Origin of the sequence: Cytobacillus sp. NJ13, from assembly GCA_030348385.1 — a bacterium.
GTDB lineage: Bacteria > Bacillota > Bacilli > Bacillales > Cytobacillaceae > Cytobacillus.
On sequence record JAUCFP010000006.1, the window covers coordinates 2423885 to 2444497 of the forward strand.

Sequence of the window (20613 nt, forward strand, 5' to 3'; positions counted from 1 at the left end):
GAAAATTTTAAGCAGATTTTATTCTGAGATGGATCAAATCACTCTGGAGTCATGCCTGTTTTATCGAAAACTATTTTTCCCTTGTAGAACACTGAACGGCGTTCCGCCCTTCTTGCCATGGCCTCTGCTGAACAGCTTGCATCGACAAGAATCATGCTCGCTTCATCTCCAGCGATTGGCCAGATTTGATTTCCCTCTTGGTCCAGTGGCGTTTTCCCCCCCGTAATATATCTAAATGTTTGGGAAAGAGACTTTTCATCCGTCCAGCGATATCGTTCAATTAAGCGGCCTGCTCTCTCCAGGATATCGCCATTGCCTGTTGGCCACCAAGAATCAAAAATATTATCGTTTCCAACAGCAACCTCAACTCCACACTCACTTAGCAGATTAACAGGTGGTATTGCTCGGCCAGTTGGGAGGCTAGTAACGATCGAAATTCGTGCGTCTTTTAAAATCTCTGCCATTTCATAGGCTTCTTCCCTTGAAACATCACCGAGGCCAAATGCATGGCTAATCGCAACTCTTCCTTCCCAGCCTGCTTCCTTTGTTAGAAAGGCCAGTCTTTTCATCGTAAAAGTTCCAAGGTGACCAGGATCATGTAAATGTAAATCAATATCTGCATTGCCTTCTACTGCTAAATCCATCAATTGAACAAGCGAGGCTTCAATATTGTTATCAACAGTAGCAGGATCGACCGCACCTATAATTCCAGCACCATTCCGAATAGCTTCTCTAATTAGCTTGGCCGTCCCTGAGCGCAGCAAGCCATGCTGGGCAAAGGCAACAATCTCGGAGCTCGCATAGCTTGAAAATTCCTCCAATGTCTGCTGAACCTCAAATAAATTCTGTAATTGGACTTCAGGGTAAATATCCACATGAGTTCTAATGTGAGTTGATCCATATGATATTAACTGCTTAAGCAATGCTTTTGATCGCTGATAGGTACTTGTAGGCATAGACAACAATGCGTTTTTTTCAATTTCACACCGTTCAATGACACTTGATGCAGGGCTGCAGGCCCTCCACTTATCCCCCAAATACGTTTTATCAAGATGGACATGCTTTTCGACAAAGGATGGCAATAACAGCAGTCCCATTGCATCTTTTATTGGAAGATCATCATTGAAAGCCTCTAAGTCCTTCGTGATCTTTGCAATGCAGCCGTCCTCTATTAATAAATGAAATTGACCCGTTATAGTACCTGACACTCTATTATTCTCATTTTTGTATCCGCATTCCAAACGCACATTCTTTAGCCAATAGTTATTATTCATTTTCATTCACCTTTCTTTAAACCGGCCCCGGACAAGATAAAAGGGTACCCAGAATGGATATCCCCCTTAACTTAGAACTTTATTTAATTGAAATATCATTGATCTCCAAATATCCTGAAGGACTTATAGTGAAGCCTTTTACATCTTTAGAAACAGCAGCCATATTCTCAATTACACGAACTGGTATATACACAGACTCTTCCATTTCGATTTCCTGTGCTTCTGCATAGTATTCTATCCGCTTATCCAAATCTTCCTCAGCACGTGCAGCATCTATTAAGCTGTCCACTTCCTCATTGCTGTAAAAGAAGGTATTGCCAGCAGCTCCATGTGAACTGCTATGGAAAAGGTTATATTGATTATAATCAGCATCTCCCGTGGCATTTCTCCAGCTTAAAATAAACATTTCCGAGTCACCGCGGTTTACTTGTTCAACAAAAGTCCCATATTCATATACCTGAATATCCAGTTTGATTCCAATACCTTTCAGCTGTGATTGAAGAACTTCTGCCATATTGATCCATTCTTTCTTATCCATCGTTTTCAAAGTTGTTTCAAAACCATTTGGATAACCTGCTTCTGCCAGAAGTCTTTTTGCCTCATTGAGGTTATACTCATAGGCCTCCAAACCTTCATGATATCCAAATACCTTTGGTCCCAGCAGTGAGTTGGACTTTTTCCCGACATTCTCAAAAACCCCTTCGAGGATAGAATCCATTTCAACTGCATGTCCAACCGCTTTTCGGACTCGAGCATCATCAAATGGCTCCTTTTCAACGTTGAAGCCAATATATTCTGTACCGAATCCTTCACTGCGGTATATTTCTGCGTTTTTGGAGTTTTCAACCGTTTCCATCATAGTCACCGAGAGCGGTTCGGCTATGTGGGCTTCACCAGTTTCAAGCATGGATATCCTTGTTGTTTCTTCAGGGACGACCTTAAATAAAACTTTATCCAGCTTAGATTGAGTCCCCCAATACGTTTCATTTTTGTTAAAAACGATTTCTTTACCTGGTGTCCAGGACTCAAATACAAATGGACCTGTCCCAACAGGTTCTTGAATCACTTTACTTCCGTATTTCTCGATTGTTTTTGGTGAGATAATGCCGCCTTCATGATTGGCCAATATGGATAGTAATGGCGAAAACGGTTCCGATAATTTAAATTGAACAGTAAATTCATCCACTGCCCTTACTTCTTCTACCATTTTGAATACAACTGCTCTTGGCGAGGCAACCTCAGGATCTAATAACCGATCAAATGTTGCTTTCACTGCATCGGCATTAAATGGGGTCCCGTCATGGAATGTTACATTCTCTCTAAGCTTGAACTCCCAAGTTGTTTCATCTAACTGTTCCCACTTTTCAGCCAGCAGCGGCTTGATTTCGGCATTTTTATCCCGGCCAACAAGACCCTCATAAATTTTATTATGTGTAACGCTGGCAGCATTGATCGTCGACATAAAATGATGATCTAAATTTTCTGCGTCAGATAAACGGGCTATAACTAATGTTCCTCCATTTTCGGATGCTGTTCCCTTGGAGTCCTGACTGTTGTTAACTTGCTTTTTCGTCGAACATCCTGAAATAAGGATTGCGATCAGCAGAGCTAAGATGACTAATCCCATTCTTTTTTTTACTTTCAAATTCAATCCCCCTTTTTTAAGCATTTAAGCCTTTGTCTAATTATATAAAATATTCTGATTAATCTTTTTCTACTTTCTTTACATGTTTTTAAACTTTTTCTACTACTTATTCAAAATAAAAAACGTAGCTGCTAATCAATAGAATCAACAAATCTGAAAGAAGGCGGCAGCAATTCATTCTCAGGAAGCTCCTGATAATCTCTTTTTAAATAGCCTTTTTTCATCTTCATAAAATATTCTTGCGCTTTTCCTTTTAATTCCTCTAAATCAAGGTTGGGTAATTTTCGGTCTTTCATGACTACTTTCCCATTGATAATTGATAACTTTACATCTCTTCCAGTTCCGCTTACCATCACTGTTCTTAGAGGATCATCTAATACCCCCATATGGAATCCGTCTAAATCAATTGCAATAATATCTGCTTTTGCACCAGCACAAAGACGGCCCAAATCTTCTCTTCCCAGAAACTTTGCAGCACCTAATGTAGCAGCACGGTAAAGATCTGAGTATGCTGAGTCTTTAACTTCTTTATTTACGATCCTGGAAAGCATACTCCCTGTTCTGATATTCTGGAACATATCCGGAGGAAACGTATCTGTACCTAACGCTAAATTAATTCCTGACTGCTTATATTTTGCAAAGGATTCCATTGCCTGCCCATGCCTTCCAATTATTAGTGGGCAATGAATGACAGTTGTACCCGTTTCCCTCAGCAGTGACAAATCATCTCCACCACCTGTTTTTGCCCCACTGTATCCAGCAATAAAATGGGCATGAGGAATCGCCGTTCTGGATCCTAAAAATCCAAGATTATATAAATGCCTAATTGGCGTTACGCCATATTTCTCAATCATTGTATGATATTCAAATTCACCTTGGGCTGCATGCAATTTGATCGGAACTTTATAATGATCACTATATTGCTTTGTACGGAGAAGACTTTCTTCCGTTTGACTTTCAATCCGCTCAGGCGCAAGCATCCCCCTGACCAAACCATTAAATGAACCATCAAACTCTTCCAAAAAGCGCACAGCTCTTTCCAATCCTTGCCTTCCAGCTTCTTCATCCCAATAAATCTTTATATTGCCATCAGCCTGAACGACTCTTATCCCCGATTGATAGCTTGGGCCCAGGTATATCCGCAGTCCCAGGTCAGCAGCATGCCTTGCTGCCGAAGCAAGCTCCTCATATGTTTCTGCCCATTTTTTATAATGCACAGAAGTGATTGGCATAGCTGTTGTAATTCCATGAAGGATCAGCTGTGAATAGGCATATAAAGATTTAAAGGCCTCTTCTTCAGCCGTCATAATTTCATGGTGCCCTTGCTTAACATACCTCTCTGACCAAAGCAGATTTTTCTGTCTTGCTGAACTGGCCTCCAAATGCAAAATATCATGATCAATATCGCCTAGTGCATTCAAGTCAATAAATCCAGGACTGATTAAAGCGTTGCCGGCATCTATTACTTTATCAGCTTGGCCAGAATAGCTTTTTCCAACATAAATGATGGTTTCATTTTCAAATACAACTTCAGCATTTTCTATCAGGACATGATCTTCTCCATCATATCCAATTACATATTTCCCCTTTATCCTGGTCTTCATTGATTGTCCCCTTTCTCCCCAACAGCTTCTTCTTCGTTATGATCCGTTCCATCCCCATAGGTTCGTGTGTGACCCCAAAAATATTTCGTTTGCTTCATATATTTTTCAAGACCCGCACGCTTAATTGTTGAATTAGCTTCTTCATTTGCTTCTGCCAAAACTGACCTTTCATCAACAGTGCAGACTACTCTGTCTTTCATAAGAACCCTGCCATCTGCGATAACATGCCACACATCATTTGCTGTAGCTTGATGGACAAGCCGATGAATATGCATAAATTCAGGTGTTAAGTGCGGCTGATTCATGTTGACAGTTATAACATCTGCCTTCTTTCCTGCTTCAAGAGAGCCCAATTCATCATCCCATCCAATGCATTTTGCCGCATCAATGGTAACCATCTCCAGAAGCTTACCAGGAGGCAAGCAATATTCATCTCTATGTGCTGCCTGATGTATAAATTGTGTTTTTCTCATCGCTTGAAACATGTCAAAGCTAGTAGAGGGAGAAGTGCCATCTGTTGATATAGCAACTGTCGTTCCCAGCTCGATCAATTCTATCATCGGTGTGCGGGCATGAATTTGAGAAAATCCAGGGGAGGCACTGACATTTGTTCCGGTTTCAGCTAATATTTTCGCTTCATCAAAGGATATCCCCCGGCAATGCTGAAGATGAACATCAGGACCTAAAAGAGCATTCTCCCAATCCTTTACTGCTAAGTGAATCATGCCACCAAAAGCATCAGAGTGGATTCTGGTATTATATTTTCTGGCAATTTCTCTGACTTTCTTTGCTTGGTATAGATCATGCTCTGTTAAATGATGAATTTTCGCAGGTGAAGTTGGGCCAGATGGTTCAACAGATGTAACAATTACGAAAGGGGTAATAAATGCTCGTGTCCGATCTTGATTGGCGTGGTTTAAGGCCTCAATCACTGCTTCTGCACCATTTAACACTTCCTCGTAGGTGACTTCATTAGTAATTCTTTGACCGTCTATCCACCTGCTGAATGAATGTGGCCATGGCGGATTGCAAGGACCGGTGCAAACAACCTCCCTGACACCAGTTTCTGCATAGGCTTTTGCATGATTGATGGCAAAAACCGGATCATCCGACCTTGGCATTGAGCCAAGAACAGATACACCAGTTGTTATACCCGCCTTAAGCCGCTCAAGTGCAGAAAGCTTCCCTTCAAAATACCAGAATTCGTCTGTTACAAAATGCTTATACGTATTCGTCATAATAGGCATCCAAAAATCCAAGCTTTCCATTGCAATTGTCTTAAACATCGAATGGCCGCCATGTCCATGTACATCTATTAATCCAGGCAGGATACAATGATGGCTGCAATCTATTACTTCTTTCGCCTCATACTTTCCCAATAGTTTTTCACTCGTATCTACATCCAGGATTCTGCTTCCATTTATGGCAACAGCTCCATCGGTGATGATGCGCCTGTTTTGATCCATAGTAATGACTGTTCCATGAATCAGGAGTAAATCAATCATTTTCCTCTCCTCACTTCTTTTTAACTTTAAGTATAAGGAAAAAGAAAACACTAAACTTTCAGAATTGTTACTTATATTTAAAGTATTTCTACCTGTTTTTTAATTTTTTTACTCCCCTGCCTTTTAAAATTGAGGCCGCTTTCTATTTCTCCTTCCTTAATAATTCTTCCAATAATATAAATGCATGGTTATTTACTGTATCTTTTGCAGCGTATAGTAGTGTAAGTTGTTGCTTCTTAGATATCTCGTACAGTTCTTCCATCTTGCGAATCTTGTCTGTCTGTGTGCGCAGCTCAATGAGATACTTTTCCCGAAACATACCGAAAAGTTCAGGTTTATGATTAAAAGATTTTCTAAGCTCGCTGCTTGGTGCAACTTCTTTCTCCCAGGCTGATAAATGTGCAGCTTCTTTTTTCATTCCCCTTGGCCACAGCCGATCGACTAAGACTCGGTATCCGTCAGCCTCGTCATACGGATCGTATACTCTTTTTATAGTAATTTCAGCCATTACTTCACCACCAGATTATTTTTGCGTTTCTATCTCACTTGTCATTTGCTATAATTTTATACAAATACAAATTATACAAAATTTTCTAATTCAATCAAATGTGAGGTGCAAGGAATTTGACAGGTACTATTGCCGTTGTTATGACTTTCTCCATTCCCATCATCGCCATCCTGACTTTTCATACACAAAGACTTGCAAAGATTAAACACAATATGATAAAAGATGAAATCACCCTGGAAAAGCTGAAGCAGGAAAACTATCTGCTTGAAACAGAAAAAATGAAGCTCGAACTGGAGCTAACGAGGATTGAAAGTCCTAAGGATCATACAAAAATCATATAAGCAAAAAATCCCCATCTTGAAACAGAAGGGGATTTTGTTTTATATACGTTCAATAATTTTTCTGGCAGTTTCTGCCCCATTTTCGATGCAATCTGGTATTCCTACACCATAATAGGAGCAGCCTGCAAGCCATATTCCCGGGTATTCCTGGCCCAGCCTGTTTTCAATTGCTGCCACTGCCTGCGGATGGGATATCAGATAGTTTGGCATTTTTTCGGTCCAGTTCGTCACTTCACTGGCAGCGGGAACAGCTGTAATGCCAAGGCTTTTTTCAATATCAGCCAAAGCCGTCTGCAGCAAATCTTCTTCATTCATTTCCTTTAGAGATGCAAAGGCTGGATGGCTGCTTTTATAAAATAATCTAACAAGCAAATTACCGCTTTCTGAGGTATGCTCCCACTTGCGGCTTGTCCATGTACAGGCATTGCAGGTTAATTCATCCGTATTTGCTGTGATGAAGCCTGTTCCGTCTTCAGGCAGCTCGCTGTCTGGAATATCATAAGCAAGATAGATTGAGATTAGGGAACTATTTTTCAAAAGATCGAATTCCGCTTTCAGCTCCTCATGATCGAAAAGCGTTACAGCCGCATTATGCGGAATGCTTAGTATCACATGGTCGGCCACCAGGCTTTCGCCATTCGAGAAACCGACTAAAAACCCGCAATCCGTTTTATCTATTTTAACTGCCTCTGTTTTTTTAAAAATTTCTGTTCCATCTAATTCTCCCTCATAAGCATCTATTAAAGCATCCAGCCCTTTTTTAAAGGAAAGGAACTTCTTTCCCCCATCGCTCTGGAACACCTTTTTATTTTCCTCAAAACCTCTTATGATGCTGCCGTATTTTTCTTTATAATCAAACACCTGCGGAAGAGTCGAAGCAATAGTTAAGTCACTGAGATTCCCGGAATATACTCCCGAAAGAACCGGCGCAATTTGTTTTTCCACCAGCTCTTTTCCGAAGAAATGCTCCAGAAAATCGCCAATGGAATCGTTCTTTGTGAAGCTATCATTTTTCGTATAAAAATCTTTTAGGGCTTCAACTTTTCCTTCTGCCGAAACAAGAGCAGATTTGGCAAGAGATTCAACGCTGGCCGGGATCCCAAACACAGAATCTGCCGGGATCAGCTTCAGCTCTCCATCACTATATATATAAGACCTCCCCACAGCATTATAGACAACGTCTTCTTCCAGCCCCAGCTCCTGGATAAAATTCATCGTATTCGCTTTGCGGGCAACAATTGAATCAGCTCCCGCTTCGATTACAAATCCGCCTTCCCTGACAGTGCGGATTTTCCCGCCAAGCTTTTCTGCTGATTCTGCCAGCACAAGCCTTATATCCTGATCATTTTCTTTTTTCCACTTATTCAGTTCATACATAGCGGATAACCCTGTTACACCGCCGCCTATGACCAATACTGTTTTCACTCGTATGCACCTCAGTTTACATCCAATTCATATATAAAGTGTACCATAACATGAAGTGGTGAAAGAATGTGATGGTTTGTCCAAATGATGAATATATTTATTCAAAAAAAAAACGGAGAACGCACCTCTCCGTTTCATCATTTCCTGAACCAATTCGCATGTTCATCCATATGCAAAAAAGGAATGTCCGTATCAACTTCACCAGTGATTCTATTCATTTCAATATCCTGACCATCGAGCCAATGCCCGAAGTCAAAGATAATAGGATCTCTATCGCCGCCGAGTGCAAACCAGGCCTTCATCTCCCCTGGCAGATAGGCTGATGTATGAATCGTCCCTGCCCAGCTGCCATAAAGATCTGAAAAAACACCTTTATCGCTATCATTCAGGAGGCGGAAAGCATCATATGCATCTAATCGCTCACCCTGATGGCTTTTCATGACATCCAGCCTGCGCATGCTGTCAGCTAGATGGTTGCGATTTTCATCCTTCAAGATTTCAAAATGGTTTGTACAGGCAGTTGTCTGACGGACCTGTACACCTCTCGGAGATGTTTCAACTGCATAAGTCTCTCCGCTTGTGTCATACACCACATATGTAAAGGAATGGCGGTGCGGTATTTCCTTTAGCATTTCAACCGCTTCTTCCACGTTTGCACATGCCTCCAAAATAAGGCGGCCGATCATACAGCAGATAAAGCCATCAGCAGGCTTTTTCCGGTTCATGAAGTTATAGCCAATCACAAGTCCTTTTTCGTTCATGCCATCCATCCTGCCCGTCACCCTCTGGCTGGGACCAATCATTGCATAGCCCTGATCTGCCGGCTGATAAAAGGTATAGCGCCCCTCATAGGTTTTCGGGTGGTAATCATAATTGCGGATCAGGTAGTCATCCCCTGTAAGAATGGAACAGCCCGAACGGACATAATCGAGCCGATACCCTCCAAACTCCTTTAAAACCCTCTCCATCGGCCATTGCAATGCTTCCTGTATCCCAAGCAGCTCATCCCAAATTCCTGGTGCAAACCTCGTAATCGCTTTTTTCACTTCTGCTTCACTTATTGAAAAACGCGGCTTTCTTACCTTCCATTGATCCTCCCGATTTATAACAGAAAGAGAATCCTTTATAAGTTCTCCCTGCATGAAGCCAAAATCAAAGTGGGTTCCGCGGAATTGAATAATATCACTGTAAATCTTTTTCAAGATAAATCCCTCTTCTATTCGTTTCTTTTATTAAGAATAAATGAAGCCTGCATGAAATTCCAGCCGAGGGATTTTTGAATTCTAAATCTCTTTTAATTTAATGCTATAAAACCTCATACTTTTCGGAATTCCTTTTATGGCAAATATTCCGTTATAAATTAAGGATCTTACTCTATACTCGGCAAAGCCATCACCAATAGGCTCATCCAGGTGCCCAATCACTTCGCCAATTAATCTGGCTGATTTTATAAAACCTTTATTGCTTTTATGGAGCTTTTTTGCTGACTCGATGATATACTCATCAAAATAACTCTCTGGTACACTATGTATTTCATTATCTCTCCATATACGCAATACTTCCTTTGTCTTGGAGAGTGCCTGCCAATCCGATACAAAACTATTTCTTTCTTCTGCAGATAAAGGGCTTCCAATGTTTTTATCTAATATTATCTTCAGCTTTTCTGGAGCTGCTTCACCTGTGTGCCTTAAAATGTAGTGATGCTTTTTCGCAGGGAAAAGCTCCTTATATGACTGAGCAGTATTAATAACATGCACATTATTTTCTTTGTTTCTAAATAAGTTAAGGAAATACCGCAATCCAGTTTGTTCATCAGCGTTATCAGCTGTCCAGATAACGATCGGTTTTCCCGCTGGTATTGTATCCATCTCTTCAAGAGCTTTGGCTATTTTTCTTTCATATCTGATTTCCAGGTAATCTTCATGCATATTGATATGATCAATCAGCCATTCTAATCGCTTTTTTCTGCCCTCTTCTTCATGCAGCTTCCAGAGAGGTCCATTACTAAAAAAATCAGGATAGCCAATGACCTTATTTTCTTTACTAAGCCCTGCCTTTAAAGAGCCTGCCGGTGATTCTCCGCACACAATGTGGTATGTTTCATATTCCCGCTCCCATTTTCTCTCTTGGGAATAAAAGAGTATTTTTTTTTGAATATCATTGAGCTGTTCAAGTATTTCTTCATGAGAATCAGTGCTGTTGTTCAATGTCTGGACCCGTAGCAATGTGTGGAATAAAAAGGTTTTCGCTGCTCTCTCTGGAAGTTTCTCAATTGCATCCCGTAATTCGTCCATCATCATGATCACCCTTTGTAAATGAATTGGAAATCTACCTTTTCTACGAATGACCTTGATGTTAGTTTCATAAAAAGCCGATTTGTTTGCAAAGGGAGTTTAGATCGCTTAAGATTAAATCGTACACGATTAAAAATGGGAGGTATCCTAATGACAACAGTTTATGATTTTGAAGTCAAAAAAACAAATGGTGAATTGAAATCTCTGAAAGAATATGAAGGCAAACCTCTGATTATTGTAAATACAGCAAGCAAATGCGGATTAACGCCACAATTCAAAGGACTGCAGGAGCTTTACGATAAGCATAAAGACAGCGGGCTTGAAATTCTTGGGTTTCCATGTGATCAGTTCAATAACCAGGAGTTCGATAATATTGAGGAAACCACTGAGTTTTGCCAGCTTAATTATGGAGTATCCTTCCCCATTTTCGCTAAAATTGATGTAAATGGCGACAAAACTGACCCATTATTTGCTTTCCTAAAAGAACAGAAAAAAGGAATTCTATCTAAAAACATTAAGTGGAACTTCACAAAATTCCTCGTTGACCGCAATGGCCAGGTTGTAGAACGCTATGCACCTACAACTGAACCAGGAAAAATCGAGGAAGATTTGACGAAATTATTGTGATGCCAGATTAGAATCAGGTGATTATGTGAAAGACTTTTTTACACTGGACAAACAGCTATGCTTTGCTGTTTATGAAACAGCAGGCGAATTTACAAAACTCTATACAAGTGCCCTTCAGCCATTCGGCTTAACCTATCCGCAGTATCTGGTTCTTCTGGCACTTTGGGAAAAGGATGGCGTGACAGCAAAGGAGCTTGGAGAAAGACTAAATCTTGGCACCGGAACACTCACTCCTATGGTTTCAAGAATGATTTCTAATGGCTGGATTCGAAAAGAGCGTTCCAAAGAAGATGAACGCAAGGTGTATATTTTTCTTGAGGAAATAGCACGCAAGAAAAAACAGGATATCACCCAGAAAGTCGGAGAGGCCATTCAGGCTTGCAGCATTGAGCTGGAAGAATATGACGAACTTATGGAGCTTCTCGGTAAACTTAGATTTAAGTTAAGGAGCAGAGTACCTCGCTGATTCGGGGTACTCTTTTCACAGTTCCATGTTTAATCCCTCCAAAAAAAGCCATATTAAGGATAGATAATTGGAAGGGAGCAATCTTCATGGAGTTTTTACCAAGAGAGCAAGTAATCAGAGAACTGCAGGAACCATTTCATTTATATATTGATAAATATGGAATAGATGACATTGGGGTTTTCGAGGAAGAAGGCCAGGACCATCATTGTTATATGGGATACACGGTAAAAAAAGCAGGGAAAACTTATCACGTGCATAGTCCATTCATAAAAGATGATAATGGAGGATTGTCTCCTGCAAAAAATGAGTGGACCATTGAATCGGATGAACCTGATCGCATTGACCGAAGAGGCTTCAATAATATAGAACAAGCACTTCAGGAATTATAAAGATTGTTCTGATTTTCGATTTTTGACTTTTGAACTATATTAAATTTAGAATATTTTGTCTATAATGGAATTGAATTAGAAAGGAGTGAAAAGTATGGCTGTTAATGCCTATCTTAATTTTGAGGGAAATACCCGTGAAGCGATTGAATTCTATGCGAGGGCTTTTGAAACAGAAATGCCTGAGATATCAACCTTTGGTGATTCACCACCTAATCCAGAATATCCTCTTCCGGATGAAGCAAAGAATTTGGTCATGCATTCGAGCCTGAACATTTGCGGCAGTAATGTAATGTTTTCAGATACTTTTCCCGGTATGCCCTTTACAGTAGGAAATAACATTAATCTCGCAGTTGTCATTAATGATCTGGATAAACTGAGAAAGTATTTTAACAACCTGCAGGAAGGCGGCACAGTAACCATGGAGCTGCAGGAAACATTCTGGAGCAAGAGCTTTGGCCAGTTAACAGACAAATTCGGTGTAAACTGGATGTTCAGCCACGAAAGTGAATAACATACATAGACAAAAATGGAGGCATGCGGCCTCCATTTTTATTATTCATTCAGCAAATGATGAAGCATTCTTTTCTTATCATCAAAGAATTGTTTCATGATGCGGTAATGATTTGTTTCTTCCAGCTTCTTTTCTGAAATGCCTTCCTCGCTGAATTCATATATCGCTGCATCCGGATAGGCCATAATGATCGGAGAATGTGTGGCGATAATAAATTGTGATTGTTCCCTGACCAAATCATGAATTCTAGTCAGCATGGACATTTGCCGCAAAGGAGAAAGTGCCGCCTCAGGCTCATCCAGAATATAGATCCCATTGCCGCGGAACCGGTTAAGAAATGTAGAGAAAAACGCTTCTCCATGAGATTGCTCATGTAAAGAACGGCCCCCAAAGGAGTCGATTACTTTTGGTGCGCTACCTTCCCGGTCCATTTCCTCAATATTGGAAGCTACATTATAGAAACTCTCTGCCCTTAGGAAAAAGCCATCAGATGGCCTATCTATTCCTTTTATCACCTTGAGATAATCTCCCAGCACAGAATGCGAATCGAAGGTTGAAAAGTTAAAATTGAAAGATCCGCCTTCTGCATTAAATCCCAGTGCAACCGCTACTGCCTCAAGCAGGGTCGACTTTCCCATCCCATTCTCGCCTATCAGAAAGGTTACTTTCGGGTGAAAAGTCATCTCATCCAGCGTTTTCAAGCTCGGAAGGCTGAAGGGATACTGGTTGAAGGATGGAATTTCTTCTCTTTTAAGGCTAATACCTCTTACATATTGTGAACTTAACAAATCCATACAAAATACCTCATATATTTTATAGTCAGCTATTTGCCATCAGGGCTGAAGCCAGCCATTCGTTCATATTAAGTTCCGCAAAACGTTCGATAAGGCATGCCGGATGGCTCTGGCAGTTTGCAGTATTCTTCCTGCTCTATTGTATAGGCATAAGGATCCTGAAGTGCTGCAAGAAGCTTTTTCATCACGCTGTAATCCCCATTGTTAACAGCTGCTTCAAGAGCTTCTTCCACTCTGTGATTTCGGGGGATGACGGATGGGTTGCTATTCCTCATTAATTCATTGACTGCTTCTTTCGATTCCTTCTGCCTGTTCAGCCTTGCCTGCCATTGTCCATGCCAGTCCGCATATTCCTGATCATCGAATACTGAAGTTTCCTCAAACTTGCCCAAAGTTAATGAACGGAAGGTGTTTGTATAATCTGCTCCAGACTTCTGCATCATTTTTAGAAGGCCGGTAAAAAGGACTTCATCTTCTGCTTCTTCATGAAAAATTCCGAGCTTTGCCCTCATCCCTGCAAGCCAATGGTTTTGATAAATTTTATTGTATTCCGAAATTGCATCCTGGGCTATATTTACAGCCTCCTCCTCATTTTCATGCAGCAGAGGCAAAAGGGTCTCAGCGAATCTGGCCAGATTCCATCCGCCTATATAAGGCTGATTTTCATATGCATAGCGGCCTTCTCTGTCTATGGAACTGAAAACGGTTGCCAAATCATACTTATCCATAAAGGCACACGGACCATAATCAATGGTTTCTCCGCTAATGGCCATGTTGTCGGTGTTCATAACTCCATGGATAAAACCTGTTAACTGCCATTTGGCAATGAGTGCAGCCTGGCGCTGGATCACTTTCTGCAAGAGTGCCAGGTAAGGATTTTCATCATCTCTAATTTCAGGATAGTGGCGCTGAATCGTGTAATCTGCCAGGGTTTTAAGCTCCTCAACCGGCCTCCAATTTGCCGCATATTGAAAAGTGCCCACCCGTATATGACTATCAGCCACTCTTGTCAGGATAGCACCTGGAAGCTCGGTTTCCCGGATAATGGCTTCACCTGTTGTTACAACTGCCAGACTGCGGGTAGTGGGAATTCCAAGGGCATGCATGGCTTCACTGATAATGAACTCACGGAGCATAGGGCCAAGAGCTGCACGGCCATCTCCTCCGCGTGAAAACGGAGTTCTGCCGGAGCCCTTCAGCTGAATATCAACCCGTTTATCCTCAGGGGTAATCTGCTCGCCAATCATCATCGCCCGGCCATCTCCAAGCATATTAAAGTGTCCGAACTGATGCCCTGCATAAGCTTGAGCGAGAGGTTCAGCTTCTTCTGGCACTTTACTGCCTGCAAGCACCTCAATGCCTGTTTTGCTTGTCAATGCATCAATGTTTAATCCCAAAGATTTCGCCAGTGGCTCGTTAAGGATTACCAGCTCATGGGATTGTACAGGGTTTGGCTTTACTTTTGAAAAAAATGTCTGTGGCAGCCGTGCATAGCTATTATCAAAATTCCATCCGGTTTCATTATTAGTTGTCATTCTATCTCCTTCCTGTCTGCATGGATTTATTGTCATTTTCATTTATTATACCCTTTTCAGAGAAACCTAGCGGGTTTAATAATCTTCTCTTTTTGTATGTAAAAAAAACCTGACAGCCGGGATCTTTAAATTCTCCAGCAGTCAGGCCTTCTCGTTCTTATTCACTATGCTCAAATGTTTTACAGGCTGTTTCTTCAACATCATCAGCTTCCCGGCCATTCTGGCCAATCACATAAATAGAGTCGGCTACACATTTATCACCTTCAGCCCAATACTTGCAGTTCTCAACATTACATAAAACTTCTACTTCCATTCTTGGCCACCTCCTTTTGGTTTACTGATCAATACCCCTTTTCCAAGTGGATTAACCATATGGGATTTACTTCCATTCATGGGTAAAATGGCTTTGGCTGGAGAAAATCAGTCTTCTTAATTTTTCTTCATTTCCGGAGAAGTTAGGTAAAAAAAGAGGATGGGCCGCTTTCCCATCCTCCCTTTAGAATTCAGTTATTGTTTCCATCGAGGTTCATTGACGCAAAGGCATCAAGCAATTCACGCACTTCATCTGTAGACCTTGTGTTCATCAATTGATTTCTTAGTGCACTTGCCCCTGGAAATCCTTTGACATAGATCTTGAAAAAACGATGAAGAGCCGTGAACGGCCGCAGCTCTAAATGCGAATATTGATCATGGAGGTCCATATGCAATCTTAAGAGGTCAAGCAATTCCTCACTGCTATGATCTTTCTTCTCCTTTTCAAAGGCAAATGGATTATGGAATATGCCGCGCCCAATCATAACTCCATCAATACCGTATTTCTGGGCCAGCTCCAAGCCCGTCTGACGGTCAGGAATATCTCCATTGATCGTCAAAAGGGTATTCGGTGCCACCTGATCGCGAAGTTTCTTAATCTCCGGGATCAGCTCCCAATGAGCAGGCACTTTGCTCATTTCGTCCCGTGTACGCAGATGAATGGAAAGATTAGCAATGTCCTGCTCCAAAATGTGTTTCAGCCAGACCTTCCATTCGTCTACTTCCGTGAAGCCAAGCCTTGTCTTTACACTTACCGGCAAACCTCCTGCTTTGGCTGCCTGAATCAATTCAGCTGCAACTTCCGGGCGGCGGATCAGGCCGCTTCCCTTTCCGTGCTGTGCCACATTGGGTACAGGACAGCCCATATTGATATCCAATCCCTTAAAGCCCAGTTCTGCCATACCAATACTCATTTGCCGGAAGTATTCAGGCTTATCCCCCCATATATGGGCTACAATTGGCTGTTCATCCTCTGTAAAAGTTAAACGCCCACGCACACTATTGATCCCCTCAGGGTGACAATAACTATCTGAGTTTGTAAACTCAGTAAAAAACACATCAGGTCTGGCTGCTTTACTCACCACATGGCGAAAAACAACATCCGTCACCTCTTCCATTGGTGCCAGTATAAAAAAAGGCCGTGGTAACTCACGCCAAAAATTTTCTTTCATCTTTTTATTCCAATCCTCTCATTAAGGGATACCATACTAACCCATATCCCAAAATTAAAAAGCAGCGTGTCTCTGCTCCTTTACACTTATACCATGCTTAGGCACTTTTTATCAAACTGCCTGCAGAAGTTTAAAATTTCATACATTGACTGGTAATGTGACACTTAGTTCCCACACATTCCTGAATGATACGCGGGGTTCACATCTTCTTAACCGGAATCTTCGGCGGAAAAGGATTTTTAAGCACCTATCCGCCTCTCTCCCTCCAGCTCCCCGCCCATTGGCTTGAGCTATGCTTTGCATTTATTATTCCCTTTTTGTTTCGAATGGTTCACTATTGATTTTGGATCAGCAACAGGGAAAGCTTCTCCATTTTAGTCATCAAGTTCGAAATCTTCTTCCTGCAGCTGTTTTGCTTGTGGCTTTTGATTTAAATACGCTTCAAATTTTGAGCCAAATAGTGTTTCAGGTCTTTGGTAGCGGGAATATCGCGGGTCTCGCTTCCACTCAGCAGCCTTCAAATCAATAACCTTTTGAAAATCCACCAGGGTGAAGCCTTGTTCCCACCAAGCCCTGATCAGACTCCTCGATTTCCTGGAGCTCTCCCGATAGCCCGAATCCGTTTTCTCATTGAGATATTGGATGATGGCAGCGTACGGAACTTCCGTTTCCATGCCCTTGTCCTGCCACTTCGAATATTCCTTGCCCTTTATTTGGATTGGCCCCTTTAATTCTCCCTCAATCTCCCTCATCTTTTCGTAGTCAATCGAATACCATTTTGTCTGATCCCAATTGAGCGCATTGAAATTATTCGATAGGAGATAGCCCTTTCCCTCGAGAATGGCAATAGTTCGCTTAATTGTACTCAGCGACCAGAACGGCAACTGTTTCTTCCATTCTTCATAAGTGTTGTAGACCCATTTTCGGCCATCCTTCTCATTCCTGCTGACTGTAAGCCAATAATGGACATGCTGAAGCACGATCGCCTCCTTCATTCCCAGCTTCACCGCGAGCGACGGTATCACAATAATGGGCCGCTCCCCCACCAAAAACTTGCTCATTCCAATCCCTCCAGAATATCTTTAAAAATGGTCCCCGAACCTCATTATGATAATCAATGACACCATCCATTGTTTCAGCTCCCTCACCCCCTATATACAAACAAACAACAAAAAGGACAGGGTGAATTTTCATTTTTATATTGTCTGGTTAGGACACTATGGGACCATTCAACAGCTGACCGAAAAAGAGAGACTATAAATATCATTTTGTATGTATTCTTTGTAGTAATCTATGGTATTGGTTTGCTCAGGCTGGAATGCTTTAAATGGGGCAGCCTGACCTCATTAAAGGTGGGTCAAAGGGACAGGTTCATCGTCCCAGCATAACACCCAACAAAAAAAGAGCGGTTAACAGCATACCCCTCCTCATTCAGGCCTGTTTCAGAATGGAGTCTGAAACAAGCCCATAAAATATTTTCTGTCTTGTTATAGGCATATCATTGTTTACTTATTTGCAATTAACAGCTGATCCAACACAACTGTATTATTTGAGTTGAAGCAGTGTAACTGATTCCACATGTGTGGAGTGTATGTGGCAACATATGGGGTACTGGTAAGTTTTCAAATATTTTAAGAACATGACCTCCGTGTAAATCAATGCCAGGTTGTCACCGGACAAATCCAGCAAGCATAAACAAAATCGAAGTCTTCTATTAACCGCAATTGTACTTGCACGGATTCCCGATGAATACCTCAACATTTAACTACAGTACTCGGTGCATTTGCGGGTGCAGCCAAGAAGATAGCAGCATAGCAAGATCATGGTGTGAAAAGTTTCCATTTCCCTTCAGTGACAACTTCGACCTCTCCGTCAATCACTTTAATGGCGGTTTGGTCATCAATTGCATACGCCAGCCTCTGCATTCCGGCGGCCCATCTCTCTGCAGCAGCCATTGTATTATACGGCAGCATCTCGTGATCCAGATGCGGGAACATTGCAAAATCGACCATACTCAACGTTTCATCCCCACCGCTCGGCGGAGTCCAGCTAACGAAGAAGTCCCCAATCCTTGGTGCCATCACCATGCTACCGGCGCTCATTCCCACATAGACTGCGCTGAGCGAAGGCAAGAGGTCCGCCAATCCGGACTGCTTCATCCAGTAACCCAAGTAGAGGGCGTCGCCTCCCCCCACCAGCAGGACGTCCGTTTCCCGTACCAGCGGCACCCAGCGGTCTTCACTAATACTTGGCAGCGCCGTGAGCTCCAGTATGCCGACGGATTTCCAGCCCAGGTCGACCATAGGATTATCTTCTTTCCCGCTGATGAACTCCCAAGCTTTTACCCCGGGGCCAACCCAGGGGTGTCCGTACATCGCGGTGGGGATACACAGGGCGTTGGAGTCGGCGATTGGCTTGTCCAGCATGTCAACCAACGCGTCATGTATGCTTTTGTTATTGATGCCAGCAGATGTAAGCAGAAGTTTCATAACTCCACTCCTTGTCGTTGTATGGTATTGACAGATTACACTTATCATGTGTTATTTTACTTAATATTCCGAAAGTTAGACCCTTTTAAGTATAACAATTTTCCGATAGATTCAACTGGTTCTTTATGTAGATTTTAAATATTATTTACTAATTCATTAAATTCAATTTCTTTAATAAACTATCATTTGTTCCAAAGTTACAGTCATCAAGTGGCAAGTTCTGCGTATGAGTTAGACCCCTAAATAAAAATCCCCCAAACTTTTTAGTCCGAGGGAATATAAAACACAATTAAATATTCAACTAAAACCTGCTAAATCCACTAATACCAAGCTATTTTAGCTCTATCAACGCGACTGCTTCCACGTGTGCCGTCTGCGGAAACATATCCACCGGCTGTATGCCATTTACTTTATATTTTGAACCCAGGACTGAAATATCCTTTGCCAATGTGGACGGGTTGCATGATACATAAATTACTTTCTTCGGCTGGACTTTTAAAATCGTCTTCAACAGCTGCTGATCCAGTCCTGTTCTTGGCGGATCGACGATGATGACGTCCGGCTTCCAGCCTTCTTTAGTCCATTTCGGCAGCCATTCTTCTGCCTTTCCGACAACGTATTGGGCATGTTTAATTCCATGGCGGGCAGCATTTTTCTTTGCGTCCTCAATGGATTCTCTTATGATATCCATCCCGCGGATTTCCGCTGCCTGATCTGCTACCCATAGTCCGATCGTTCCGACGCCGCAGTATGCGTCAGCTACTTTTTCTTTGCCGGTTAAAGCCGCTGCTCTCTTGACTTCATTATAAAGTTTGACGGTCTGTTCAGGGTTCAGCTGGAAAAATGTCCGGGCCGATAATTCAAACTGCAAATCTCCGAGTGTTTCCTGGATAAAGTCGCTTCCGTCCAGATTCATGGTTTCCTGTCCAAAAATAAGGGAGGTTTTTTCACCATTCACATTTTGAATGATTGATTTTACTTCAGGCAGCTCTGTCTTGATTTTTTCTATAATGACCTCTTTCTTTGGAAGCTCTTTTTGAGTTGTAATCAGTACAACCTGAAGTTCTCCTGTCTGAATACCTACCCTGGCAACGATTGTTCTTACGATGCCTTTTCGGCTTCTTTCATTATAGATTGGGATTCTCAAGTCCTGAAGAATCCGTTTCACTGTTTCAGTCGCCCTTGTTGTTTTCGGATGCTGTACCGCACAGTGCTCAATATTAATCAGGCGGTGCGAATTCATGCCATATAATCCGGCAAGCACCTTCCCGTCTTTTTGGCCAACCTGGAACTGGCTTTTATTTCTGTAGCTCCACGGTTCTTCCATTCCAATGGTTTCTTTGATATCCAGCTTCTCAGGATTCAGCTTTGTATGGCGCTCTAAAGCTTGAATGATAATATCCCGTTTCTCCTTCAGCTGCTGATCATAGCGGAGATGCTGCAGCTGACAGCCGCCGCACTCATGATATACCGGGCATGGCGGCTGAACACGGAATTCCGATTTTTTACGGATTTTCTTTATTTTGGCCTCAGAAAACTTTGGATTTACCTTTGTTGCTTCTGCCACAATTTCCTCGCCAGGCAGTGCTCCCGGAACAAATACGACCTGCCTTTTAAAATATCCGACACCTTCGCCATTGATGCCAAGCCTTTTGATTGTCAGCGGGAAAGTTTGCTTTAGTTTTAATTTAGCTGTTTGTTCTTGTTTCATGGTGCTTCATC

The 20613-nt window shown here is 42.0% G+C and carries 20 protein-coding genes; 5 read left to right on the forward strand and 15 right to left on the reverse strand.

The features are described from left to right. Nucleotides 1-38: 38 nt before the first annotated feature. The 5 genes from QUF73_11875 to QUF73_11895 all read right to left on the reverse strand — a co-directional run bounded on the left by QUF73_11875 (nt 39) and on the right by QUF73_11895 (nt 6536). On the reverse strand, nt 39-1274 hold the full coding sequence (locus QUF73_11875; protein MDM5226904.1) for an amidohydrolase: 1236 nt from the start codon (nt 1272-1274) through the stop codon (nt 39-41). A gap of 79 nt (nt 1275-1353) precedes the next feature. Continuing rightward, on the reverse strand, nt 1354-2901 hold the full coding sequence (locus QUF73_11880; protein ID MDM5226905.1) for a glutathione ABC transporter substrate-binding protein: 1548 nt from the start codon (nt 2899-2901) through the stop codon (nt 1354-1356). A gap of 149 nt (nt 2902-3050) precedes the next feature. Then, complete coding sequence (locus QUF73_11885; protein ID MDM5226906.1) at nt 3051-4523, reverse strand: amidohydrolase family protein; 1473 nt, start codon at nt 4521-4523, stop codon at nt 3051-3053. Beyond that, nucleotides 4520-6028, reverse strand: coding sequence for an amidohydrolase family protein (locus tag QUF73_11890; GenBank protein ID MDM5226907.1), 1509 nt, complete (start codon nt 6026-6028; stop codon nt 4520-4522). Before QUF73_11890 ends, QUF73_11885 begins: the two co-directional genes overlap by 4 nt. A gap of 142 nt (nt 6029-6170) precedes the next feature. Next, entirely contained in the window at nt 6171-6536 is a 366-nt protein-coding gene (locus QUF73_11895) for a DUF488 family protein (GenBank protein ID MDM5226908.1), read from the reverse strand. A gap of 116 nt (nt 6537-6652) precedes the next feature. Here QUF73_11895 and QUF73_11900 point away from each other — a divergent pair, with 116 nt between their 5' ends. Then, nucleotides 6653-6877, forward strand: coding sequence for a hypothetical protein (locus tag QUF73_11900; GenBank protein ID MDM5226909.1), 225 nt, complete (start codon nt 6653-6655; stop codon nt 6875-6877). 39 nt (nt 6878-6916) lie between these two features. Here QUF73_11900 and hemG read toward each other — a convergent pair whose 3' ends face one another. From hemG to QUF73_11915, 3 genes are all read right to left on the reverse strand, one after another. Then, a complete protein-coding gene (gene hemG, locus QUF73_11905) occupies nt 6917-8302 on the reverse strand; it encodes a protoporphyrinogen oxidase (GenBank protein MDM5226910.1) in 1386 nt (461 codons plus the stop codon). Nucleotides 8303-8439: 137 nt separating this feature from the next. After that, a complete protein-coding gene (locus tag QUF73_11910) occupies nt 8440-9504 on the reverse strand; it encodes a C45 family autoproteolytic acyltransferase/hydrolase (protein ID MDM5226911.1) in 1065 nt (354 codons plus the stop codon). A gap of 81 nt (nt 9505-9585) precedes the next feature. Further along, nucleotides 9586-10599 carry a DUF1835 domain-containing protein gene (locus QUF73_11915; GenBank protein MDM5226912.1) on the reverse strand — a complete coding sequence of 338 codons (1014 nt, stop codon included), beginning with the start codon at nt 10597-10599 and terminating at the stop codon, nt 9586-9588. Nucleotides 10600-10746: 147 nt separating this feature from the next. Here QUF73_11915 and QUF73_11920 point away from each other — a divergent pair, with 147 nt between their 5' ends. The 4 genes from QUF73_11920 (at nt 10747) to QUF73_11935 (ending at nt 12589) form a co-directional block, all read left to right on the forward strand. Continuing rightward, entirely contained in the window at nt 10747-11223 is a 477-nt protein-coding gene (locus QUF73_11920; protein MDM5226913.1) for a glutathione peroxidase, read from the forward strand. 25 nt (nt 11224-11248) lie between these two features. Then, entirely contained in the window at nt 11249-11689 is a 441-nt protein-coding gene (locus QUF73_11925) for a MarR family transcriptional regulator (GenBank protein MDM5226914.1), read from the forward strand. An 86-nt stretch (nt 11690-11775) separates the two neighbouring features. Beyond that, the gene (locus QUF73_11930) at nt 11776-12078 is read left to right on the forward strand and encodes a DUF5634 family protein (GenBank protein MDM5226915.1); all 303 of its coding nucleotides are present in this window, start codon (nt 11776-11778) and stop codon (nt 12076-12078) included. A 94-nt stretch (nt 12079-12172) separates the two neighbouring features. Continuing rightward, entirely contained in the window at nt 12173-12589 is a 417-nt protein-coding gene (locus tag QUF73_11935) for a VOC family protein (protein MDM5226916.1), read from the forward strand. A 41-nt stretch (nt 12590-12630) separates the two neighbouring features. Here the strand turns inward: QUF73_11935 and QUF73_11940 are convergent, their stop codons facing one another. The 7 genes from QUF73_11940 to rlmD form a co-directional block, all read right to left on the reverse strand. After that, on the reverse strand, nt 12631-13383 hold the full coding sequence (locus QUF73_11940) for an AAA family ATPase (GenBank protein MDM5226917.1): 753 nt from the start codon (nt 13381-13383) through the stop codon (nt 12631-12633). Nucleotides 13384-13451: 68 nt separating this feature from the next. Next, nucleotides 13452-14918, reverse strand: coding sequence for a YdiU family protein (locus QUF73_11945; protein MDM5226918.1), 1467 nt, complete (start codon nt 14916-14918; stop codon nt 13452-13454). 157 nt (nt 14919-15075) lie between these two features. Continuing rightward, complete coding sequence (locus QUF73_11950) at nt 15076-15231, reverse strand: DUF1540 domain-containing protein (GenBank protein ID MDM5226919.1); 156 nt, start codon at nt 15229-15231, stop codon at nt 15076-15078. Nucleotides 15232-15421: 190 nt separating this feature from the next. Beyond that, on the reverse strand, nt 15422-16402 hold the full coding sequence (locus QUF73_11955; GenBank protein ID MDM5226920.1) for a tRNA-dihydrouridine synthase: 981 nt from the start codon (nt 16400-16402) through the stop codon (nt 15422-15424). 374 nt (nt 16403-16776) lie between these two features. Then, a complete protein-coding gene (locus tag QUF73_11960) occupies nt 16777-17463 on the reverse strand; it encodes a conserved phage C-terminal domain-containing protein (GenBank protein MDM5226921.1) in 687 nt (228 codons plus the stop codon). Nucleotides 17464-18222: 759 nt separating this feature from the next. Continuing rightward, on the reverse strand, nt 18223-18891 hold the full coding sequence (locus QUF73_11965) for a Type 1 glutamine amidotransferase-like domain-containing protein (protein ID MDM5226922.1): 669 nt from the start codon (nt 18889-18891) through the stop codon (nt 18223-18225). A gap of 331 nt (nt 18892-19222) precedes the next feature. Next, nucleotides 19223-20602 (reverse strand): 23S rRNA (uracil(1939)-C(5))-methyltransferase RlmD, encoded by a 1380-nt coding sequence (rlmD, locus tag QUF73_11970; GenBank protein ID MDM5226923.1) that lies wholly within the window; start codon nt 20600-20602, stop codon nt 19223-19225. Nucleotides 20603-20613 lie beyond the last annotated feature (11 nt).